Raw genomic sequence first — 18,075 nt, forward strand, 5'->3', positions numbered from 1 at the left:
AGAGGGTCAGATCCATCGCATGACGTTTCCCCAGCAGAGCCTGGTGCAGCGTTACAGTCGGTAAGAATTATTCTCAGGTATGAACCAGCGCTGGCGTCTGATCGCTCTCTGGCTGCTACCGCTGGCCGTGGCCGGCTTCCTGGCCTGGCAACTCCTGGGTAGCGGGGTCACCTCCCGGCTCCAGCCCGATGGCCCCACAGCAGCACCCCGCAACACGGCGGTTGCCCGCATGAGTTACGGGCGCTTTCTCGACTATGTCGATGCCGGTCGTGTCACGGCTGTCGACATCTTTGATGGCGGCCGCAGTGCCGTGATCGAAGCCGTTGACCCCGACCTCGACAATCGGGTGCAGCGCCTCCGGGTGGATCTTCCCGGCGTTGCCCCGGAGCTGGTCAACAAGCTCAAAGAGCAAGGCATCAGCTTCGATATCCATCCCCCCAAGAACGCTCCACCTGTTCTGGGCCTGCTCGGCAATCTGCTCTTCCCACTGCTGCTGATCGGTTCGCTGATCTTCCTGGCCCGCCGCTCCTCGGGCATGCCCGGTGGTCCTGGCCAGGCGATGCAGTTCGGCAAGACCAAAGCCCGTTTCGCCATGGAAGCTGAAACCGGCGTCAAGTTTGATGACGTGGCCGGGGTGGAGGAAGCCAAGCAGGATCTTCAGGAGGTGGTGACCTTCCTCAAGACCCCTGAGCGGTTCACCTCGGTGGGAGCAAAAATCCCCAGGGGTGTGTTGCTGGTGGGCCCTCCCGGCACCGGCAAGACCTTGCTGGCCAAGGCGATCGCCGGCGAGGCCGGGGTTCCGTTCTTCTCGCTGTCGGGTTCCGAGTTCGTCGAGATGTTCGTGGGCGTTGGCGCCAGCCGGGTGCGAGATCTGTTCAAGCGCGCCAAGGAAAACAGCCCTTGCCTGATCTTCATTGATGAGATCGATGCCGTCGGCCGCCAGCGTGGTGCCGGCATCGGTGGCGGCAATGACGAGCGGGAGCAGACCCTCAACCAGCTGCTCACCGAGATGGACGGCTTCGAGGGCAACAGCGGCATCATCATCATCGCCGCCACCAACCGGGCCGATGTGCTCGATTCAGCCCTGATGCGGCCGGGTCGTTTCGACCGGCAGGTGCAGGTGGATGTGCCTGACATCAAAGGTCGCCTTGCGGTGCTGAAGGTTCACAGCCGCGACAAGACCCTTGCCGATGATGTGAGCCTCGAGATCATTGCCCGCCGCACGCCGGGTTTCTCTGGCGCGGATCTGGCGAACCTGCTTAACGAGGCGGCGATTCTCACGGCCCGCCGGCACAAGCAGGCCACCGGCCTCGCAGAAATTGATGACGCCGTTGATCGGGTGATCGCCGGCATGGAGGGCAAACCGCTCACCGATGGCCGCAGCAAGCGTCTGATCGCGTATCACGAGGTTGGCCATGCCTTGGTGGGCACCCTGGTCAAAGCCCACGACCCCGTGCAGAAGGTCACCCTGATTCCCCGCGGCCAGGCCCAGGGTCTCACCTGGTTCTCCCCCGATGAGGAGCAGATGCTGGTGAGCCGGGCTCAGCTGCGGGCCCGCATCATGGGAGCCCTGGGCGGTCGGGCTGCCGAAGATGTGGTGTTCGGCCATTCGGAGGTGACCACCGGAGCTGGTGGCGACATTCAGCAGGTGGCCTCCATCGCCCGGCAGATGGTGACTCGCTTCGGCATGAGTGATCTGGGCCAGGTGTCGTTTGAGGCGGGTAACCAGGAGGTGTTCCTGGGCCGCGACCTGATGACCCGCAATGATGGCTCCGACCGGCTGGCCAGCAAGATCGACGATGCCGTTCGCCAGATCGTTCAGACCGCCTACACGGAAACTGTTGCCCTGGTGGCACAACACCGGGACTGCATGGATCGGGTGGTGGAACTTCTGATCGAGAAGGAATCCCTTAATGGTGAGGAATTCAGGGCCATCGTCTCGGAGTTCGCTCAGATTCCCGAGAAAGAGCGCTTCTCTCCACTTCTGCAGACCGAAGCTGTCAGCCAGGATGGCTCGCCTGCCCCTGGGACCCTTGAGCCGGAACCAGCGGCTCAGGCCTAGACAAGCTCCCTGTGGCTCGTTCTGACTGACAGTCGACAGCGATCCAATTCTGAGTAGGGAGAAATAAAAAGCCCGCCGTTAGGCGGGTTTTTTTCATTGGTATGGAATAAGCATTGGGATGACACTCCCAGAGCCGCTGATTGAGTCAACGAATCAAGAGAAAGCCTGAATGGCCATCACACAGGGCATGGAACTGGATCTCAAGGAGCGCCGACACGGAGTGCATCAAAGGCACGGACCGAGGGAGCCCCTCCAGACCATCCATCGCCACGTTGAGCGCCTCAGAGGGCGCGGACAGGGCGCTTGTCGATGACCTTGTCGATCAGGCCGTAGTCGACAGCTTCTGCTGGAGACATGAAGAAATCGCGATCGGTGTCTTCTTCGATTCGGGGGAGAGGCTGGCCGGTGCGATCGGAGAGCTCCTGGTTGAGCTTCTTTTTGAGGTAGAGAATCTCATCCGCCTGGATGCGGATGTCGCTGGCCTGGCCGCGGGCACCGCCCAGGGGCTGGTGGATCATGATCCGTGAATGGGTGAGGCTGCTGCGCTTGCCCTTGGTGCCGGCGCAGAGCAGGAAGGCACCCATCGAGGCCGCCAGGCCAAGACACACGGTCTGCACGTCGGGTTTGATGTGCTGCATCGTGTCGAAGATGCCGAGGCCGTCGTAGACGGAGCCCCCTGGAGAGTTGATGTAGAGGAAGATGTCCTTATCCGGGTCCTCGGCCTCGAGGAACAGCAGCTGGGCCACCACGCGGTTAGCAGATTCGGCCGTGACGGGTTCGCCAAGGAAGATGATCCGCTCGCGCAGCAGGCGCGAGTAGATATCGAAGGCGCGCTCTCCCCGTCCCGACTCTTCGATCACGATCGGGATCATGGGCTGGGAACGATGGCTGGCGCGATCCTACTGAGCCAGGAGTGGCAGCGGAATCGCCGCAACGCCGGTGCAGCCGAGCCTTGCAGGCAGCAGCGCTATGGTCGGAAGAACCCTGCCCGAGGAGCGTGAGCGCCTGCCTCACCGTCGCCGACAGCAAGCGCGTGTTCCATCACGCCTTCCCCCATGTGATCGCGCCTCTCTACCGGCGCATGGTGGATGAACTGCTTGTGGAGCTGCATCTGCTCAGCCGGCAGAAAGGATTTCACCAGGATTCCCTGTTCGCCGCCGGGTTGCTTCAGGTGTTTGACGGCTTCTCCAAGGGCTACCGGCCCCCAGAGCAGCGCGAGAAACTCCTCGAAGCCCTCTGCAGCTCCTCAGGCTTCGACTCCGCCAAGCTGCGCCAGCGACGCGATCAGGCCATGGCCGCCATGGGTGATCACAGCGTCGAGGAGGTCAAGCAATGGATTGAGCAGCAGGGCGCCGGTGCACCCGAGCCTGTTGCCACCGTGCTGGCCAACGTCAAACGTGCTGATTTTCACTACTCCCGCCTGATGGCCGTCGGTCTGCTGAGCCTGCTGGAGAAAGCTCGCGGCGCCGAGTCCCTCGATCCCCAGGCCCTGCGCCAGTCGGCCCACGAGGTGGGTGAGTCGATGGGCCTGCTGCGTGAACGTCTCGACAAGGACCTGACGCTCTACACCAGCAACCTCGAGAAGATGGTTCAGGCAGTGGAACTGATGGAGGAGACCGTCGCCGCTGATCGGCGTCGCCGTGAACGCCAGGCGACCGCCACCGAGCAGGAACGGGTGATCGCCAGTGAGGTCACGGGTTCAGATCAAGGCGTCCCGTCAGCAGGCTGAGAGGATCGGGATTGCGGCCCGCCTGATCCGCCAGGGCCGTGACCTCCAGCCGCCTGGCGGAACGGATCACGGCCGGCAGAGCGGGGGGAAGCAGCCCCCGTCCCTCCAGCTCGGCGGGTTGCAGACGCAGGCTCAGCTGGGTGATACGGCTGGCAACGGGCGGCAGGGCCTGAGCCAGGGGAGGTTCCTGAACGGGAGTCTTGGGAAGGGGTCCCAGGAAGAACTGCAGCTCAGGAGGGGCTCCACGAACGCTCAGCCAGCGCCAGCCACCGATCACCACCCCATCCTCGCGGGTCCAGGTGGCTGTGGGGAGAGGGTCGGCCGTCGCGACAGTCACAGCCTGCAGCCCCTGCTCTTCCAGGGCGCTCCGCAGGGCCGAGAGGATCGCGATCCAGTCCTTGCGATCGGAACCCACAGCCAGCTGCAGTTCCAGGGCAGCCTGGAACGGACCTTTGGCAAGGGGACGCACCCGCAGGCGGAAGGGAGCCTGCCGCAGCAGCGGTAACTGGGCCGGGCCGAGGCCGTAACGAGCCGCCAGCGGATCGCGGATCAGTTGCCGTGCCAGCAGCGACTGCAGCACCAGATCCAGAGAGGATCCCCGCAACTCCAACAGGACATCGGATGCCAGGGGAGCTGCTGCAGCGGCCTTCGCGCTGGAGGCCAAAGCAGAACCGGGCCCGGAAAGCAACCCCGTGGCCGCTGCCGCCTCTCCAGTCCAGGCCAGTCCGGCGCCCGCCAGGTTGAGATTCAGGCAGCCCTCCTGGAAGCGCTGCAGCAGCGGAGCCAACGGTCCAGCGATCTCCGCCAGGGCGGTGGGAGTCCAGAACACGGCCTGGGAGGTTTCCAGTCGCTGACGGCAGACCTGCTCCAGGCCGCGCAGGGTGCGGGGACGGGAGCTCAGCTGCTGGCTCAGCCACTGGCGGGTGAGGGGGTCGGGCGCCAACAGGAGCAGATCATCCACCACCAAGGCCTGAGCCGGCCTGGAGGCGGGCGGTACTCCGGCCAGGGCCGCCGCCGGAAGGGCCAGCACGGCACCGCCCTCACCATTGCGGCTCCAGAGCTGCCACCAGGGAGTGCGCTGCTGCCGCCAGACGCGCTCGGCCAGGGGCTTGCCCAGGCGTTGCTGCCAGAGGGCCGGTACGGGCCGCTGGGGGGTGGCGGCAAAACTCTGGATCAGGGCAGCGAGGGCCATGACCCGCTCGAGCCCCTGGGCGCGGGGCCGGGGCTGGCGCTGCAACTGCCAGACAGGAACGGCAATCAGCAGCAACAGGGTCAGTGCTGTGATCCGAAGCGGTGGCCTGGGAAGACGAGGCCGGACCCAGGAGGGTCGGGCCAGCGAGGGCAACCGGTCGATCAGGAGCAGGCAGCGTCTGCTGGCGCGCTGCCAGAGAGCGTGGTTCACCTTGGAGGCTTCGGAGCGGCCGAACGTGCAGCGGCAACGGCAGACTTTGCTCTGCCGCCTCCCCTGCTGGCTTGGCCCGCTTGGCCCGCTTGGCCGCGGTCGTGGGCATAACGTCGCCGCCGGTCGCGCCATTCAATGGCCGAGAGGTAGATCACCCCAACGCTCACGAAGAGCAGCAGAGCCACAGCGGTCAGCGCCAGCAGGTTGGAGCCGCCGAGGGTCGCTTCAGGCACGAGAAGGAAAGGGGGTTCAGAAATTCAGGGTGCCGTCGCCATTGCGGCCCCAGACCACCATGGCGATCGAGAAGCTGAAAATGGCAGCAAGCGAAGCCCAGCCGAGGGTGATCAGCATCGGATCCAGAATTGGCGTGAGCAGAGTTTACCCAAGCATGGGTCAGCCCCCTGGCACAGCCCGATGCCATCGAGGCCCACAATGGAGGTCGATCCCCAGCCTGGCCTCAGTCCAGCCGCCCTGATTTCACAGTTCCGGCCCGTGTCAGGGGCCCTGCCGTCTCCGCACGCTTGTTCCATGGCCCTCGGTTCCTCGTCGCCTGTCGGTTCCTCGTCGCCTGTTGGTTGCCCTTTGCCTGTTGGTTCCGCTTCGTCCCTCGGCCTGACCCGTGCCACCGCCGCCACTCCAGGCACGGCGACACGGTCGGCCACGCTGCTGGAGCGGGCTCCTTACCCCGAAGCGCGGGTGGTTGTGCTCGACGACGACATCAATACCTTCCAGCACGTGGTCGAGTGCCTGGTGCGTCACATTCCCGGCATGCTCACCGATCGAGCCTGGGACCTGGCGCACCGGATCGATGCTGAAGGTTCGGCGGTGGTCTGGACCGGTCCCCTGGAACAAGCGGAGCTCTACCACCAGCTGCTCGCCGCCGAGGGCCTCACCATGGCGCCATTGCAACGGGACTGAAGCTGGGGTCCACGCCATTGCGGAGGGAGCAAGCCATGGGCCGTGTGGTGATCACCCACAGCACCTATGTGGAAGGGCTGGTCCCCCTGCTGCGCCAACTGGCCCGCCAGCCGGGCATCGACACGGTCACCCCGGCGGTGATCAGCCGGGTTCGGGGGCGAAGCCCCTTGCTGCGCCTGCGGGTCTCGACGCCGATCACGGGGGGGCACAAACTGGTGGCACGCCGCGGCAGCATGGCCCAGGAGGTGTTCGTGGTCACCAGCTGGAGCCGCGAACGCCTTCAGGAGGCCCTCGACATCCTGACGGCCTGACATCAGCCAGGAGCCGTCAGCCATCCGCCATCAGCAACTCTCCGCTGCTGCTGCGTTCAAACACCGCCGGCGCCGTGAAACGGGCATAGGCACCGCCCTGCCGGAACCACTCCTCCTCCACCAATTGCAGCTCCTGGGGCTCGATCTGCCACTGCTCCGCAAGGTAGGCGCTGTAGCTGGCCAGAGGCAGCTGGGGAGCCTGCCAGTGCACCACCGCAAAGGCGAGGGCCCGCACCCGCACCACCCCCTCACTGCTCTCCTGGATCTCCTCCTCAAGCAGAAAGGTGCGGAATCGGCCCACGGCCTCACGGCCCTCCAGGCAGTACTTGCGCAGGTAGAGCAGACGAGCCCTGGGGAAGACGGGCCCGGGAGCCAGGCCAAGCAGCTGATTGAACGCGTGCTGAAACTCACCCATCACCACAATCGGGGATTCGACCTCCAGAATGATGCGGCCCATCACCCCCCACGTGGTGAGGGTTGTTGCCCTCCGACCCAATGTCTCTGCCTCCGTCTGAGCTCCTGCAGGCCCTGAACTGGCGCTATGCCACCAAAGTCTTTGATGGGTCGCGCCGCATCGACGCCCAGACCTGGGCAGCCCTTGAGCAGACCCTGGTGCTGAGCCCGTCCAGCTACGGGCTGCAGCCCTGGAAGTTCCTGGTGATCACTGATCCGGCCCTGCGCCTGCAGTTGCGTCCCCACTCCTGGGATCAGAGTCAGGTCACCGACTGCTCCCACCTGGTTGTGTTCCTGCGCCAGCAGAGCATCGGAGCCGCGGAACTGGACCGACTGATTCAATGGACCAGCGAGGTGCGGAGCGTACCGGTGGAGCAGCTGGCTTTTTATCGGGAGATGATGCAGAAGGATCTGGTCGACGGGCCCCGCAGCCAGCAGATCGAACGCTGGACCAGCAATCAGGTCTACATCTCCCTGGGAACCTTCATGACCGCCGCCGCCCTGCTGGGGGTGGACACCTGTCCGATCGAAGGCTTCAGCCCCACGGACTACGACCGCATCCTGGATCTGGAGAGCAGTGGCTACCGCTCCTGCGTGGTCTGCGCGGCTGGTTATCGCCAGGCAGACGACAAATACGCCAGCCTGGCCAAGGTGCGCTACCGCTCCACCAGCCTGATCGAGCGGCTCTGAACATAGCTCACGGTGCTCAGCCGCCTGCTTGCAGCCGATTGATTCAGCTGCTGCTTTTAGCGATGGATTCAGCTGATCGAGGGCCTGAGCCGGCGAAATGCCTGATGTAAGGGCCAGCTGAGCAGGATCAACCCCACGGCCAGCAGGCTGTTGCGCGTGTCGGACACAACCTCCCCCACGAGGAAAGCCAAGGAGGTGACCCCCACCGTGGCCGCGGTGACGGGATAGCCCCAGTCGCGGAAGGGCCGAGCCAACTCCGGATCCCGCCAGCGCAGCACGAACAGGGCCGCGATCCCGGTGGCATAGAGCAACACATACAGGAAGGCGGCCATGCCCAGCAGGATGGCGAAGTCGCCCACCAGCAGCAGAACCGCCGCCGTCGACGTTGTGATCCCCAGGGCGAGCAGTGGTGTTCCGGCGGAGCTGACCCCTGCCACGGCATCGAGGAAGAGGCCGTCTCGGGCCAGGCCGTAGAGCACCCGCGGGGCCGCCATGATCACGGCATTGATCAGGCCCAGACAGGAGATCAAGGCCAGCACCGTGATCAGTTGCGCCCCACCGCCGCCGAACAACAGGCGGGCCGCATCGGCAAGGGGGAGCCGCGACCCGGCCAGCTCCGGCAGCGACAGCACCTGCAGCAGCGCCAGGTTGACCAGCACGTAGAGGCCCGTCACCGCCAGTACGCCACCGACCAGGGATCGGGGCAGGGCAGCGGCGGGATCGGAAAACTCTTCCGCGAAGTAGATCGGGCTGTGCCAGCCGTCGTAGGTGGTGATCACCGCCTGAAGGGCAAAGACAAGGCCCACGGCCAGGGCCCGACCCTGAAGTGGGGGCAGCGCGGCAGGATCCGCCAGTGCCCCGGTCGCTATTGGGGCCGCGGTGTTGGCCGCGTGTGGTGCGAACCAGAAACAGGCGGCGATCAAGATCAGGAACGCCCCGGCCTTGGCAAGGCTCAGAAGCTTCTGGCTGAGGCTGCCCGCCGCCAGGCCGAGCAACTGGACCAGGGCGAAGGCCAATAACACCGCCAAGCCGATCACCTTGCTGCCGAATGGCAACCGGGGCAACAGCGCTGCGCTGTACTCCCCGATCGTGACCGACACCCAGGCCAGACCGGCGCACTGACCCAGCCAGTCGATCCAGCCCACCGAGAAGCCGGCCTGATCGCCGGCAGCCCGTCGGGCATAGACGTACCAGCCACCGGCCGAAGGCAGAGCTGCGGCCAGCTCAGCCACTGCCAGGGCGCCGAACAGGGAGTAGATCCCACCGCCCAGCCAGACCAGCAGCATCAGGGGAGCACTGCCCAGCTGGGCCGCCACCAGGCCCGGCGTGCGCAGGATCCCAGCGCCAATCGAGCTGCCCACAGCACCGGCGATGCCAAAGCTGGCTCCGAGGATGTGGAGCAACGAGCCTTGGCTGGGGGGGGACTCAGAGGAAGAAGGCACCGCCAGGAACTCCCGATTGAATCCGGGGTTCCGGGAACCCGGAATGGGGTGGACCGCCATGCCGTCTTGCCCCAGTGTTCGACCTGGAAGAACCAGGAGGGGGGTCAAAGGCGGGGCTTCGTTTCCGGCTCGAGGCCGGTTTACGTTGCCGACGCTGCAGACCCCCCATATCGAAGGGGAGTCAGATCAGAAAACTGTGAAAGGCAGTCACCAACACAGCAGCCCAAACGCATGTTAAGCGGAAATCGGTGCCTTCAGAGCGGTCTCCAGCGCTTCCGGCTTCACCGGCGGCAGGGGCCAGATCGTGCGCACCTCCGCCAGGCGCCGCTCCGCCTCGGTGGCCCGGGCCTCGTGGCTGGCTCCCTTCAGCAGCAGGGTGACGTGACCCAGCTTGCGGCCGAGGCTGCTGCCGGTCTTGTCATACCAATGCACATGGGCTGCAGGCAGTTGGGCCAGGGCAGCCCGCTGGGGGCCGTAGTCGGCATTGCCTTGCTCGAATCCGAGCAGGTTCACCATCAGGGCACCGGGCACCGTCAGGTCGGGGGAGGCGATCGGCAGATCGGCCACGATGCGCACCTGCTGGGCGAACTGGCTGGTGCGCGCCGCCTCGATCGTGTAGTGGCCGGAATTGTGGGTGCGGGGCGCGATCTCATTAATCAACAGCCCGGCGGGGCCATAGAAAAACTCAATCGAGAGCACCCCCACGTAGTCCAGGGATGTGAGCAGGGAGGAGGCCACATTGCGGGCATAGGCCTGCACCGCCTGGGGTACAGCTGCTGGAGCCAGCACCCAGTCGCACACCTGCTGATGCTGGTGGGTCTGCACCACCGGATAGCAAAGCACCCGGCCCTTGCGGTCACGGCAGGCCACCACCGAGAGCTCCTGCTCGAAGGCGACGAACTCCTCCACGATCCAGGTGGCTGGATCCACCCGTTCCAGCAGCTCCTCAAGATCCTCAGGGCCCTGGAGCAGGGCGGTGCCCTTGCCGTCGTAGCCGCCGCGCGCCGCCTTGGCCATCAGCGGGTAACTGAACCCCTGCGGCAACCTCGGAGAGCGGGGATCGATCGGCGCGGGCCCGATGCCACCGGTGTCGGCGGAGGGCGGAGCGGCATCAGCGGAGCCGGCAGGGCCAGCGGCGGGGCCTGCAGCCGCGGCGGCCGGCACCGGCAGGAGCAGCGGCAAGGCCAGATCCATCGAGAACCAGCGGGGTGACGGCAACTGAAGCCGCTGCTGCAGCTCCCGCTGGCTGCGCTTGCTGATCAGGGGCTGCAGGGCCTCCAGGCTGGGCATGAAGCGGATGCCATCGGCCGCCAGGGGTGCGAGCGCCTCGAGGTCGAGCCACTCGTTCTCAAAGCTGATCGCGGCGCAATCCTGTGCCAGGCGCCGGGTGGCGGCCGCATCCCTGAGGTCGGCCAGCACCAGTTCAGCGGCCAGGGGGGCAGCCGGATCGCTGGCCGAGGGAGTCTGCACATGCAGGGGCACCCCCAGCTCCGCCGCAGCCTGGGCCAGCATCCGGGCCAGCTGGCCACCGCCCACCACGCCGATCGCGGCTGATTTGGAGTCGTCCAGTGGAGTCATCGCACCTCGTGGGATCGGGGCTGCCGGATCAGGGCGGCGGGATCGGGCCAATCGATGATCCTGCCACTCCGCTCAGGTCAACCCCCGATCACCGGCGAACAGGTAGCGCAGCAGGCTGAGTAGCAGCACCGCCAGGAAGAGGGCCAGACCCACCGTGCAGGCGTAGCTGATCTCCAGCTCGGCGAAGGCCTGGTCGTAGACGTAATACACCAGGGTGCGGGTGGAATCGGCCGGGCCGCCCTGGGTCATCAGGTAGACCTCCTCGAACACCTTGGTGGCGGCGATCGCCGAAATCACCGCCACGAGGGTGAGGTAGGGGCGTAGCAGCGGCAGGGTGATGTCGAGATGCTTGCGCCAGCCAGTGCTTCCATCGAGTTCGGCGGCCTCGTAGAGATCGGTGGGGATGCCCTGCAGACCCGCCAGGAAGATCACCATGTAGTAGCCGAGGCCCTTCCAGAGGGTCACGAGCATCACCGAGGGCAGGGCCAGCGCAGGCGACGACAGAAAAGCGATCGGCGAGAAGCGCTCCCCCAGCAGGGCCACCAGCCAGCCATTGATCAGGCCGTTCTCGGCATAGAGCCAGCGGAAGGCGATCGCCGCCACCACGATCGACACCAGTACCGGTGTGTAGAAAGCGGCGCGAAACCAATGGATGCCCGGCAAGGACTGGTTGACCAGAACGGCCAGGGCGAGGGCACCGAGCACGATCGGCGGCACTACCCCCACCAGGTAGAGGAAGGTGGTGCCGCTCACCCGGAAGAACATCGGATCGACGAGCAGGCGGCGCAGGTTGGCCAGGCCGATGAACTGCAGCGGCTCGTTCACATCCAGCCCCGACTGGGTGAAGCTCATCAGCAGCGCCATCGCCGCTGGGATCAGCACCGACAACGCCAGCAGCAGCAGCGCCGGCGCCAGGAAGCCCCAGGCGCTGCGGGCACCGGTCCCCGGAGCAGAGGCGGCGGCCGGCGGCCTTGGGGAATCCTGAGGGAAAGACCGTGTCATGGCGCCATTGTGGAAGAGAGCAACGAACTGACCGCAAGCGTGTCGCAGGGCAACGACAAGGTGGAGGGTGCGGACCTGGCCGAAGGAGCTGCTCGTTGCGCAGCCAGTTCCGCTGACTGGGGCGCTGACCGGGGCGCAGTCGCTGATCCGCTGCAGGTGCTGCAGCAGGTGTTTGGCTACGCCAGCTTCCGCGGGCCCCAGGAGGCGATCGTGCGCCACGTGATCGACGGTGGCTCGGCCCTGGTGCTGATGCCGACCGGCGGTGGCAAATCCCTCTGCTTTCAGATCCCGGCCCTGTGCCGGCCGGGGCTGGCGGTGGTGGTCTCGCCCCTGATCGCCCTGATGCAGGACCAGGTGGAGGCGCTGCGTCAGGCCGGTGTGGCGGCGGCGGCGCTCCACTCTGCCCTCGATCCCCAGGAGAGCGCCTCCCTCTGGCGCCAGCTGAACGAGGGGACGCTGGATCTGCTGTACGTCTCTCCGGAGCGGCTGCTGAACGGTGACCTGCTGGAACGGCTGGCGGAGCGACAGCTGGCCCTGTTCGCCATCGATGAAGCCCACTGCGTCTCCCAGTGGGGACACGACTTCCGGCCCGAGTACATCCAGCTGGGGATCCTGGCGGACCGCTTCCCGCAGGTGCCCAGGCTGGCCCTGACCGCCACCGCCGATCCCCGCACCCGTGAGGAGATCGTCGAACGGCTGGGCCTGCAGCAGGGTCGGGTGTTCCTGGCCAGTTTCGATCGGCCCAACATCCGCTATCTGCTGCGGGGCAAGGAGGAGCCGAAGGCCCAGTTGCTGCGGTTTCTGGAGGAGCACCGCGGCGATTCCGGCATCGTCTATGCCCGCTCGCGCAGCCGGGTGGACCAGCTGGCGGCGGCGCTGCAGGGGGCCGGCTTCAACGCCGTGGGCTATCACGCCGGCATGGAGGCCGCTGCCCGCAGTGCTGCCCTGGATCGCTTCCGCCGCGGCAGCGGTGTGGTGGTGGTGGCCACGATCGCCTTCGGCATGGGCATCGACAAACCGGACGTGCGCTTCGTGGCCCACGTGGATCTGCCCAAGAGCCTGGAGGCCTACTACCAGGAGACGGGCCGGGCCGGCCGCGATGGCCTGCCGGCGGTGGCCTGGATGATCCACGGCCCCGGCGATGTGCCCCAGCTGCGCCGCTTCATCGACGACTCCGAAGCCCCTTTGGCCCAGAAACGGATCGAGCACGGCAAGCTCGACGCCCTGATCGGCTTCACCGAGGCCGCCAGCTGCCGCCGCCAGGTGCTGCTGCGCCACTTCGGCGAAGCGCTGGATCAGCCCTGCGGCAACTGCGACGCCTGCCTCGAACCCCAGACCCGCCATGACGTGACGGTGGCAGCCCAGAAACTGCTCTCGGCGGTGCACCGCACCGGCCACCGCTTCGGCGCCGCCCACCTGGTGGATGTGCTGCTGGGGGCCAGCACCGAACGGATCCGCAGCCTCGGCCACGACAGCCTCAGCGTCTACGGCATCGGCACGGAGCTCGACAAGGAACAGTGGCGAGCCCTCATCCGCCAGCTCGGTGCCCTGGGCCTGCTGCAGCCGGTGCCGGAGGGCCACGGCGGCCTGCGCTGGGGGGCCGAGAACGCCGTGCGGCCGGTGCTGCGCGGTGAGACACCCCTGGAGTTGCCCCTGCCACCGCCACGCAAGGAGCGGCGGCGCAGCAGCGGCCGCAGCAGCTCGGCGGGGGCGGCCGCTTCCACGGACTGGGGCGAGGCCGATCCGCAGCTGGCGGCGGCCCTGAAGAGCTGGCGCACCGACCAGGCCCGCCAGCAGGGGGTGCCTCCCTATGTGGTGTTCCATGACCGCACCCTGCTGGAGCTCGCCGCCCGCCGGCCCAGCAGCCTGGCGGAACTGGGCAGCGTCGGTGGCATCGGCGCCGCCAAGCTGGAGCGTTACGGCGCCGCCCTGCTGGAGCTGCTGGACTCCTGCGCCAGCCCGCCGCCGTAGCCTCAGGGCCCATCAGCCGCGCCACCGCGATGAGCACCGCCCTCCAGCCCCTGCGCACGATCGAGGTGGCCCTGGAGCAGAACGGTTACCCGGTGGTGATCGGCGCAGGCGCCCTGGAGCTGCTTGGGGAGCAGATTCTCGAGTGTGGGGTCAGGGCCGGCACCAAGGTGCTGGTGGTGACCAATCCGGTGGTACAGGAGCACTACGGCGCCACCGCCCTGGCGAGCCTGTCGGCCGCCGGCTTCGAGGCCAGCACCCTGGTGATCGAAGCCGGCGAAGACCAGAAGACTCCCGCCACCGTGGCCCTGATCCACGACGCCGCCTTCGCCCGCAAGCTGGAGCGCGGCTCGCTGATCGTGGCCCTCGGCGGCGGCGTGGTGGGCGACATGGCCGGCTTCGCGGCCGCCACCTGGCTGCGGGGCATCGCCGTGGTGCAGGTGCCCACCACCCTGCTGGCGATGGTCGATGCGGCGATCGGCGGCAAGACCGGCGTCAACCACGCCGGCGGCAAGAACCTGATCGGCGCCTTCCACCAGCCGAAGCTGGTGCTGATCGATCCGCTCACCCTGGCCACCCTGCCCGAGCGGGAGTTCCGGGCGGGCATGGCCGAGGTGATCAAGTACGGCGTGATCGGCGATCCCGAGTTGTTCAGGGCCTTGGAGGCCGCCGCCGCCGCCCCGGTCGGTCCTGCACCCGCAGGTCTGGCCAGCCGCGAGGCGGTGGGTCCGGCCCTGCTCGACACGCTGCTGCTGCGCTCCGCCGCCGCCAAAGCGCGCGTGGTGGCCGCCGACGAGCGGGAAGGGGGCCTGCGGGCGATCCTCAACTACGGCCACACCCTCGGCCATGTGGTGGAGACCCTCAGCGGCTACGGCACCTACCTGCACGGCGAGGCGGTGGGGCTGGGGATGCTGGCCGCCGGCGCCATTGCCGTGGAGCGTGGTCTGTGGAGCGCAGACGACCAGGAGCGGCAGCGCCACCTGATCGCCGCCGCCCAGCTGCCCCTGGCCTGGCCGTCACTGGAGCCGCAGGCGGTGCTCGCCTGCCTGCAGGGCGACAAGAAGGTGAAGGAGGGCCGCGTGCGGTTCGTGCTGCCCACGGCGATCGGCACGGTGGAGATCCGCGACGACGTGGACACCGCCACGATCCTGGCGGCCCTGGATCGGATCGCCACACCGGAGCCGGTGGGTTCACCGGAGCTGATCAGGGCTGCTTGATGAGTGCCGTTTGATCAGGGCTGCTTGATCCGAGCAGCTTGATCAGGGCTGCTTGATCAGGGCTGCTTGATCAGAGCAGCTTGATCAGCTCCCCTTGATCACCTCCCCTTGATCAGCTCCGATGGATCCGTTCTGATTGATCCGTTCTGATTGATCAGCGCCTGTTGGTGATCAGCAACACTCAACATCGGCCTGGGCTTTTTAGGGTCTGGCAAAGCGATCGGAACCATGACCCTGGCGGTGAGCGGCGCTTCCGGCAAGACCGGTTGGCGGGTGGTGCAGGAAGCCCTGAGACGCGGCCAGGCGGTGCGGGCGATCGTGCGCCCCGATTCCCAGGTGCCTGCTGGGCTTGAGGGGGCGGAGGTGGTGCGGCTGCAGCTCCACGATCAGGCCGCCCTTGCGGCGGCACTCAGCGGCTGCGACGCCCTGGTGATCGCCACCGGCGCCCGGCCATCGGTGGATCTGTTCGGTCCATTGAAGGTGGACGCCCTGGCGATCCGGCACCAGATCGCCGCCTGCCGCGACGCCGATGTGCCACGGGTGGTGCTGGTGAGTTCGCTCTGCGCCGGCCGCTGGCTGCACCCGCTCAACCTGTTCGGCCTGATTCTGGTGTGGAAACGGCTCGGTGAGACCTGGCTGGAAAGCAGCGGCCTCAACTGGACCGTGATCCGGCCCGGGGGGCTGAGCGAGCGGGAGGAGGGTCTGGAGAGCGAGGGTGTGCGGTTCAGCGGCCCCGACGAGCAGGAGAGCGACAGCATTCCCCGGCGGCTGGTGGCCAAGGTGTGCCTCGAGGCCCTCGACACCCCGGCCAGCATCGGCCGCATCGTGGAGATCACCAGCAGCGCCGGCCTGCCGCCCCAGACCCTGAGCGCCTGGCTGAGGCCCTGAGAGAGCAGCGGTCTCTCAGGCTGAGCTTCCGGAGGGCATGGGGCTCAGGGCTGCTGCGGCTCAGGGATGACACAAAAAGGCTGGGGCAGGCAACGCGCCCGGCTCGCCCTTGCTGAAGGCCAACCAGCGGAAATCGCCGAGGGCGTGGGGATCGACCAGCCGCAGCAAGGCCTCGCGGCGGGCCAATAAGCCGGCCAGATCGGCGCCGCTGCCCTGCTGCAGGCCATGCAGCCGTTCGGCAAGGCCCAAGGCCAGCAAGGCCTCGCCCTGGCGGCACTGCCCCAGGGGCTGCCATCCCTCCGCCAGGGCCGCCGCCTCGACGCTCTCGAGGCAGAGATGGGCGGTGAGATCCCACTGGCCAGGGTCCCGCAGCGGATCGGCGCTGGCCGTCTGGTCGCGGTAGGCCATCAGGGTGCCGTCCTGGCGGTGGGGGGCGTAGTAGCGGCGGGCCTCGAGGGCGTAATCAATCACCAGCAGCCGGCCCCGACTCAGGCCTGCGGCACAGCTGCGCAGCCAGGGGGCCAGCTCGGGATGCAGCTCCGTGCACCAACCAGCAGGCAGGGGCGGAACGGCGGGGCCGGCAGCGGCGTCGCTGGCCCTGGGCTGGAGCCCCAGGGCTGCGAGTTGCGCGAGAGCCTCTGGCTCCAGGGGTTCGCCGGGCTCCAGCCGCAGCGCGAGCCCAGCGCTGCCCCCCTCGTGCAGGGCCACCACCTGCTGGCGCCAGAGGGCCCCGTCCCAGACGATCCGATCCACCGCCAGGGCATCAAGCACCTCGTGGGCCAGCACCACCCCCTGAAGCGGCCGCGCCGCCAGCTGCTCGAAGCTGGCCCAGCGCAGCGGCAGGCTGAGGCCCTCGAGCTGGCGGCGCTGGCGCTCGACCATGCCGGCATTGGGCTCCACCAGCACCAGTTCGGTGCGGGCCGCCAGCTGGGGCCAGTGCTGCTGCAGTGCTTCGGCCAGCTGGCGGGCCAACTGACCCTCGCCGGGGCCCGTTTCCACCAGGGCCAGGGGCCCACTGGCCTGGGCCGCCAGTTCCTCCAGCCAGGCGGCCAGCTGGGGAGCCAGCAGCGCCGCGAATTCGCCCCCCAGGGAGGGGGCTGTGGCGAAATCACCGCGGGGACCGATGCGCAGATGGCCGCTGCCATAGGCCCCGTGCTCGGGATCGTGCAGCGCCCAGGCCATGAAGGTGCGGAAGGGCACCGAACCGGCGGCGCTACGCAGCCGCTCCAGCAGCCAGGCCGGCGGTGGGGAAGCCGCTGAATCGGAACGGGCGGAGGCGGGCCGGGGAGCGGGGGGGCGGGTCACGTCAGCCGGCCTGGACGGAGAGAATGCAGAGCTACTGAAGCAGTCGGCATGGGCAGCATCGAGACGATCGGGGCTGAGGGGATCGGGGCTGAGGGGATCGGGGCTGAGGGGATCGGGGCCAAGAGGATCGGGCCTGAGAGCATCCGGCAGGAAAAGAACACCCGGCTGGACCAGAAGCGTGACCGTGGAACCCTGCGGCAGCGGCTGTCGGGGTTGGCGCTGGGCCTGTTGCTGCTGCTGGGAACCTTGGGGTTCGCCGGCCTCGCCGCCGCGCCGGCCTTCGCCTACGACAACCCGGATCTGCTGCCCGATCACCCCACCCCGGTGATCGATCTGGCCAAGGCCCTCACCGACCAGCAGCGCAGCAGCCTCGAGCAGCAGCTCGAGGGCTTCGAGCAGAGCAGCGGCTGGAAGCTGCGGGTGCTGACCCAGTACGAGCGCACACCGGGGCTGGCGGTGCGGGATTTCTGGGATCTGGATGAGCGCAGCCTGCTGCTGGTGGCCGATCCCCGCGGCGGCAACCTGCTCAACTTCAATGTGGGTGAAGCCCTGTTCGCCCTGATGCCGCGCACCTTCTGGGTGGAGCTGCAGACCCGCTACGGCAACCAGTACTACGTGCGCGATCACGGCGAAGACGGCGCCATCGTGGATGCGCTCACCGCAGTGGAGGGCTGCCTGGAACGGGGCGGTTGTCAGGTGGTGCCGGGCCTGCCTCGCGAGCAATGGCTGCTCACCCTCTCCACCTCCATCCTTGGCGGCGTGATTGCGGGAATCGCGGCCTATCCCCGCAAGGAGGGGCGCCGGGTGGAATGGGCCTGGGTGATGCTGCTCTCTCCCCTGTGGCTGATCCTGTTCGGCGCCCTGGGGCTGGGGCCGGTAGTGACCCGCACCAGTGATCTGCTGCCGGTGGCCCGCAACACCCTGGCTTTCCTCGGTGCTGCCGTTGCGGCTTATCAGATCGCCGGCGCCACCATCGGTCGCCACAAATTGCCTGCGGATGGGCCCGATTCCGGCTCAGACACCTGAGCCGGACGGACTGCTGCCTCAGTTCCGGATTTCTGCCTCGGATCAAAAAAACCGGCAGCGCCAGTGGAGTTGGCGTGCCGGTTC

At 67.4% G+C, this 18,075-nt stretch carries 16 protein-coding genes, 1 other RNA gene and 1 pseudogene; 9 read left to right on the plus strand and 9 right to left on the minus strand.

What is annotated here, in order from left to right; translation table 11 throughout:
- Nucleotides 1-79: 79 nt before the first annotated feature.
- The gene (gene ftsH, locus KQ310_RS14945; RefSeq protein ID WP_259722502.1) at nt 80-2,062 is read left to right on the plus strand and encodes an ATP-dependent zinc metalloprotease FtsH; all 1,983 of its coding nucleotides are present in this window, start codon (nt 80-82) and stop codon (nt 2,060-2,062) included.
- Nucleotides 2,063-2,343: 281 nt separating this feature from the next.
- Here the strand turns inward: ftsH and clpP are convergent.
- Nucleotides 2,344-2,940, minus strand: a pseudogene (gene clpP / locus KQ310_RS14950) (ATP-dependent Clp endopeptidase proteolytic subunit ClpP); the annotation flags it as partial.
- A gap of 119 nt (nt 2,941-3,059) precedes the next feature.
- Between clpP and psb29 the strand changes: the two are divergent.
- Nucleotides 3,060-3,791 carry a photosystem II biogenesis protein Psp29 gene (gene psb29, locus KQ310_RS14955; protein ID WP_259722503.1) on the plus strand — a complete coding sequence of 244 codons (732 nt, stop codon included), beginning with the start codon at nt 3,060-3,062 and terminating at the stop codon, nt 3,789-3,791.
- Here the strand turns inward: psb29 and KQ310_RS14960 are convergent.
- Both KQ310_RS14960 and petN read right to left on the minus strand, forming a co-directional pair.
- Nucleotides 3,754-5,193 (minus strand): hypothetical protein, encoded by a 1,440-nt coding sequence (locus KQ310_RS14960; protein WP_259722504.1) that lies wholly within the window; start codon nt 5,191-5,193, stop codon nt 3,754-3,756. The genes psb29 and KQ310_RS14960 overlap by 38 nt on opposite strands.
- Before the next feature lie 249 nt (nt 5,194-5,442).
- The gene (gene petN, locus KQ310_RS14965; protein WP_197159300.1) at nt 5,443-5,544 is read right to left on the minus strand and encodes a cytochrome b6-f complex subunit PetN; all 102 of its coding nucleotides are present in this window, start codon (nt 5,542-5,544) and stop codon (nt 5,443-5,445) included.
- A 261-nt stretch (nt 5,545-5,805) separates the two neighbouring features.
- Between petN and clpS the strand changes: the two genes are divergently transcribed.
- Entirely contained in the window at nt 5,806-6,111 is a 306-nt protein-coding gene (clpS, locus tag KQ310_RS14970; RefSeq protein ID WP_259722600.1) for an ATP-dependent Clp protease adapter ClpS, read from the plus strand.
- 35 nt (nt 6,112-6,146) lie between these two features.
- On the plus strand, nt 6,147-6,422 hold the full coding sequence (locus tag KQ310_RS14975) for a DUF2103 domain-containing protein (protein ID WP_259722505.1): 276 nt from the start codon (nt 6,147-6,149) through the stop codon (nt 6,420-6,422).
- Between the two features lie 16 nt (nt 6,423-6,438).
- Here the strand turns inward: KQ310_RS14975 and KQ310_RS14980 are convergent, their stop codons facing one another.
- Complete coding sequence (locus tag KQ310_RS14980; RefSeq protein ID WP_259722506.1) at nt 6,439-6,879, minus strand: hypothetical protein; 441 nt, start codon at nt 6,877-6,879, stop codon at nt 6,439-6,441.
- Between the two features lie 38 nt (nt 6,880-6,917).
- Between KQ310_RS14980 and KQ310_RS14985 the strand changes: the two genes are divergently transcribed.
- Nucleotides 6,918-7,565 (plus strand): NAD(P)H-dependent oxidoreductase, encoded by a 648-nt coding sequence (locus tag KQ310_RS14985; RefSeq protein ID WP_259722507.1) that lies wholly within the window; start codon nt 6,918-6,920, stop codon nt 7,563-7,565.
- 68 nt (nt 7,566-7,633) lie between these two features.
- On the opposite strand, the gene KQ310_RS14990 is transcribed toward KQ310_RS14985, so the two are convergent.
- From KQ310_RS14990 to KQ310_RS15005, 4 genes are all read right to left on the minus strand, one after another.
- Nucleotides 7,634-9,007, minus strand: coding sequence for an APC family permease (locus KQ310_RS14990; RefSeq protein ID WP_259722508.1), 1,374 nt, complete (start codon nt 9,005-9,007; stop codon nt 7,634-7,636).
- A gap of 46 nt (nt 9,008-9,053) precedes the next feature.
- Nucleotides 9,054-9,235: non-coding RNA, 6S RNA (gene ssrS / locus KQ310_RS14995), on the minus strand.
- 6 nt (nt 9,236-9,241) lie between these two features.
- Nucleotides 9,242-10,585: a 5-(carboxyamino)imidazole ribonucleotide synthase gene (locus tag KQ310_RS15000; protein ID WP_311134755.1), complete on the minus strand. Its 1,344-nt coding sequence runs from the start codon at nt 10,583-10,585 to the stop codon at nt 9,242-9,244.
- 72 nt (nt 10,586-10,657) lie between these two features.
- Complete coding sequence (locus KQ310_RS15005; protein ID WP_259722509.1) at nt 10,658-11,587, minus strand: carbohydrate ABC transporter permease; 930 nt, start codon at nt 11,585-11,587, stop codon at nt 10,658-10,660.
- Between the two features lie 9 nt (nt 11,588-11,596).
- Here KQ310_RS15005 and recQ point away from each other — a divergent pair, with 9 nt between their 5' ends.
- The 3 genes from recQ to KQ310_RS15020 all read left to right on the plus strand — a co-directional run bounded on the left by recQ (nt 11,597) and on the right by KQ310_RS15020 (nt 15,660).
- Nucleotides 11,597-13,558 carry a DNA helicase RecQ gene (gene recQ, locus KQ310_RS15010; protein ID WP_259722510.1) on the plus strand — a complete coding sequence of 654 codons (1,962 nt, stop codon included), beginning with the start codon at nt 11,597-11,599 and terminating at the stop codon, nt 13,556-13,558.
- Between the two features lie 29 nt (nt 13,559-13,587).
- On the plus strand, nt 13,588-14,772 hold the full coding sequence (gene aroB / locus KQ310_RS15015) for a 3-dehydroquinate synthase (protein WP_259722511.1): 1,185 nt from the start codon (nt 13,588-13,590) through the stop codon (nt 14,770-14,772).
- Between the two features lie 228 nt (nt 14,773-15,000).
- A complete protein-coding gene (locus KQ310_RS15020) occupies nt 15,001-15,660 on the plus strand; it encodes an SDR family oxidoreductase (protein ID WP_259722512.1) in 660 nt (219 codons plus the stop codon).
- A gap of 60 nt (nt 15,661-15,720) precedes the next feature.
- Here KQ310_RS15020 and KQ310_RS15025 read toward each other — a convergent pair whose 3' ends face one another.
- Nucleotides 15,721-16,965: a class I SAM-dependent methyltransferase gene (locus KQ310_RS15025; RefSeq protein WP_259722513.1), complete on the minus strand. Its 1,245-nt coding sequence runs from the start codon at nt 16,963-16,965 to the stop codon at nt 15,721-15,723.
- A gap of 48 nt (nt 16,966-17,013) precedes the next feature.
- On the opposite strand from KQ310_RS15025, the gene KQ310_RS15030 reads away from it, so the two are divergent.
- Nucleotides 17,014-17,991, plus strand: coding sequence for a TPM domain-containing protein (locus KQ310_RS15030; RefSeq protein ID WP_259722514.1), 978 nt, complete (start codon nt 17,014-17,016; stop codon nt 17,989-17,991).
- Nucleotides 17,992-18,075 lie beyond the last annotated feature (84 nt).

The organism is Synechococcus sp. CS-1328 (assembly GCF_025128095.1).
In the GTDB taxonomy this organism is placed as follows: Bacteria; Cyanobacteriota; Cyanobacteriia; order PCC-6307; family Cyanobiaceae; genus CBW1002.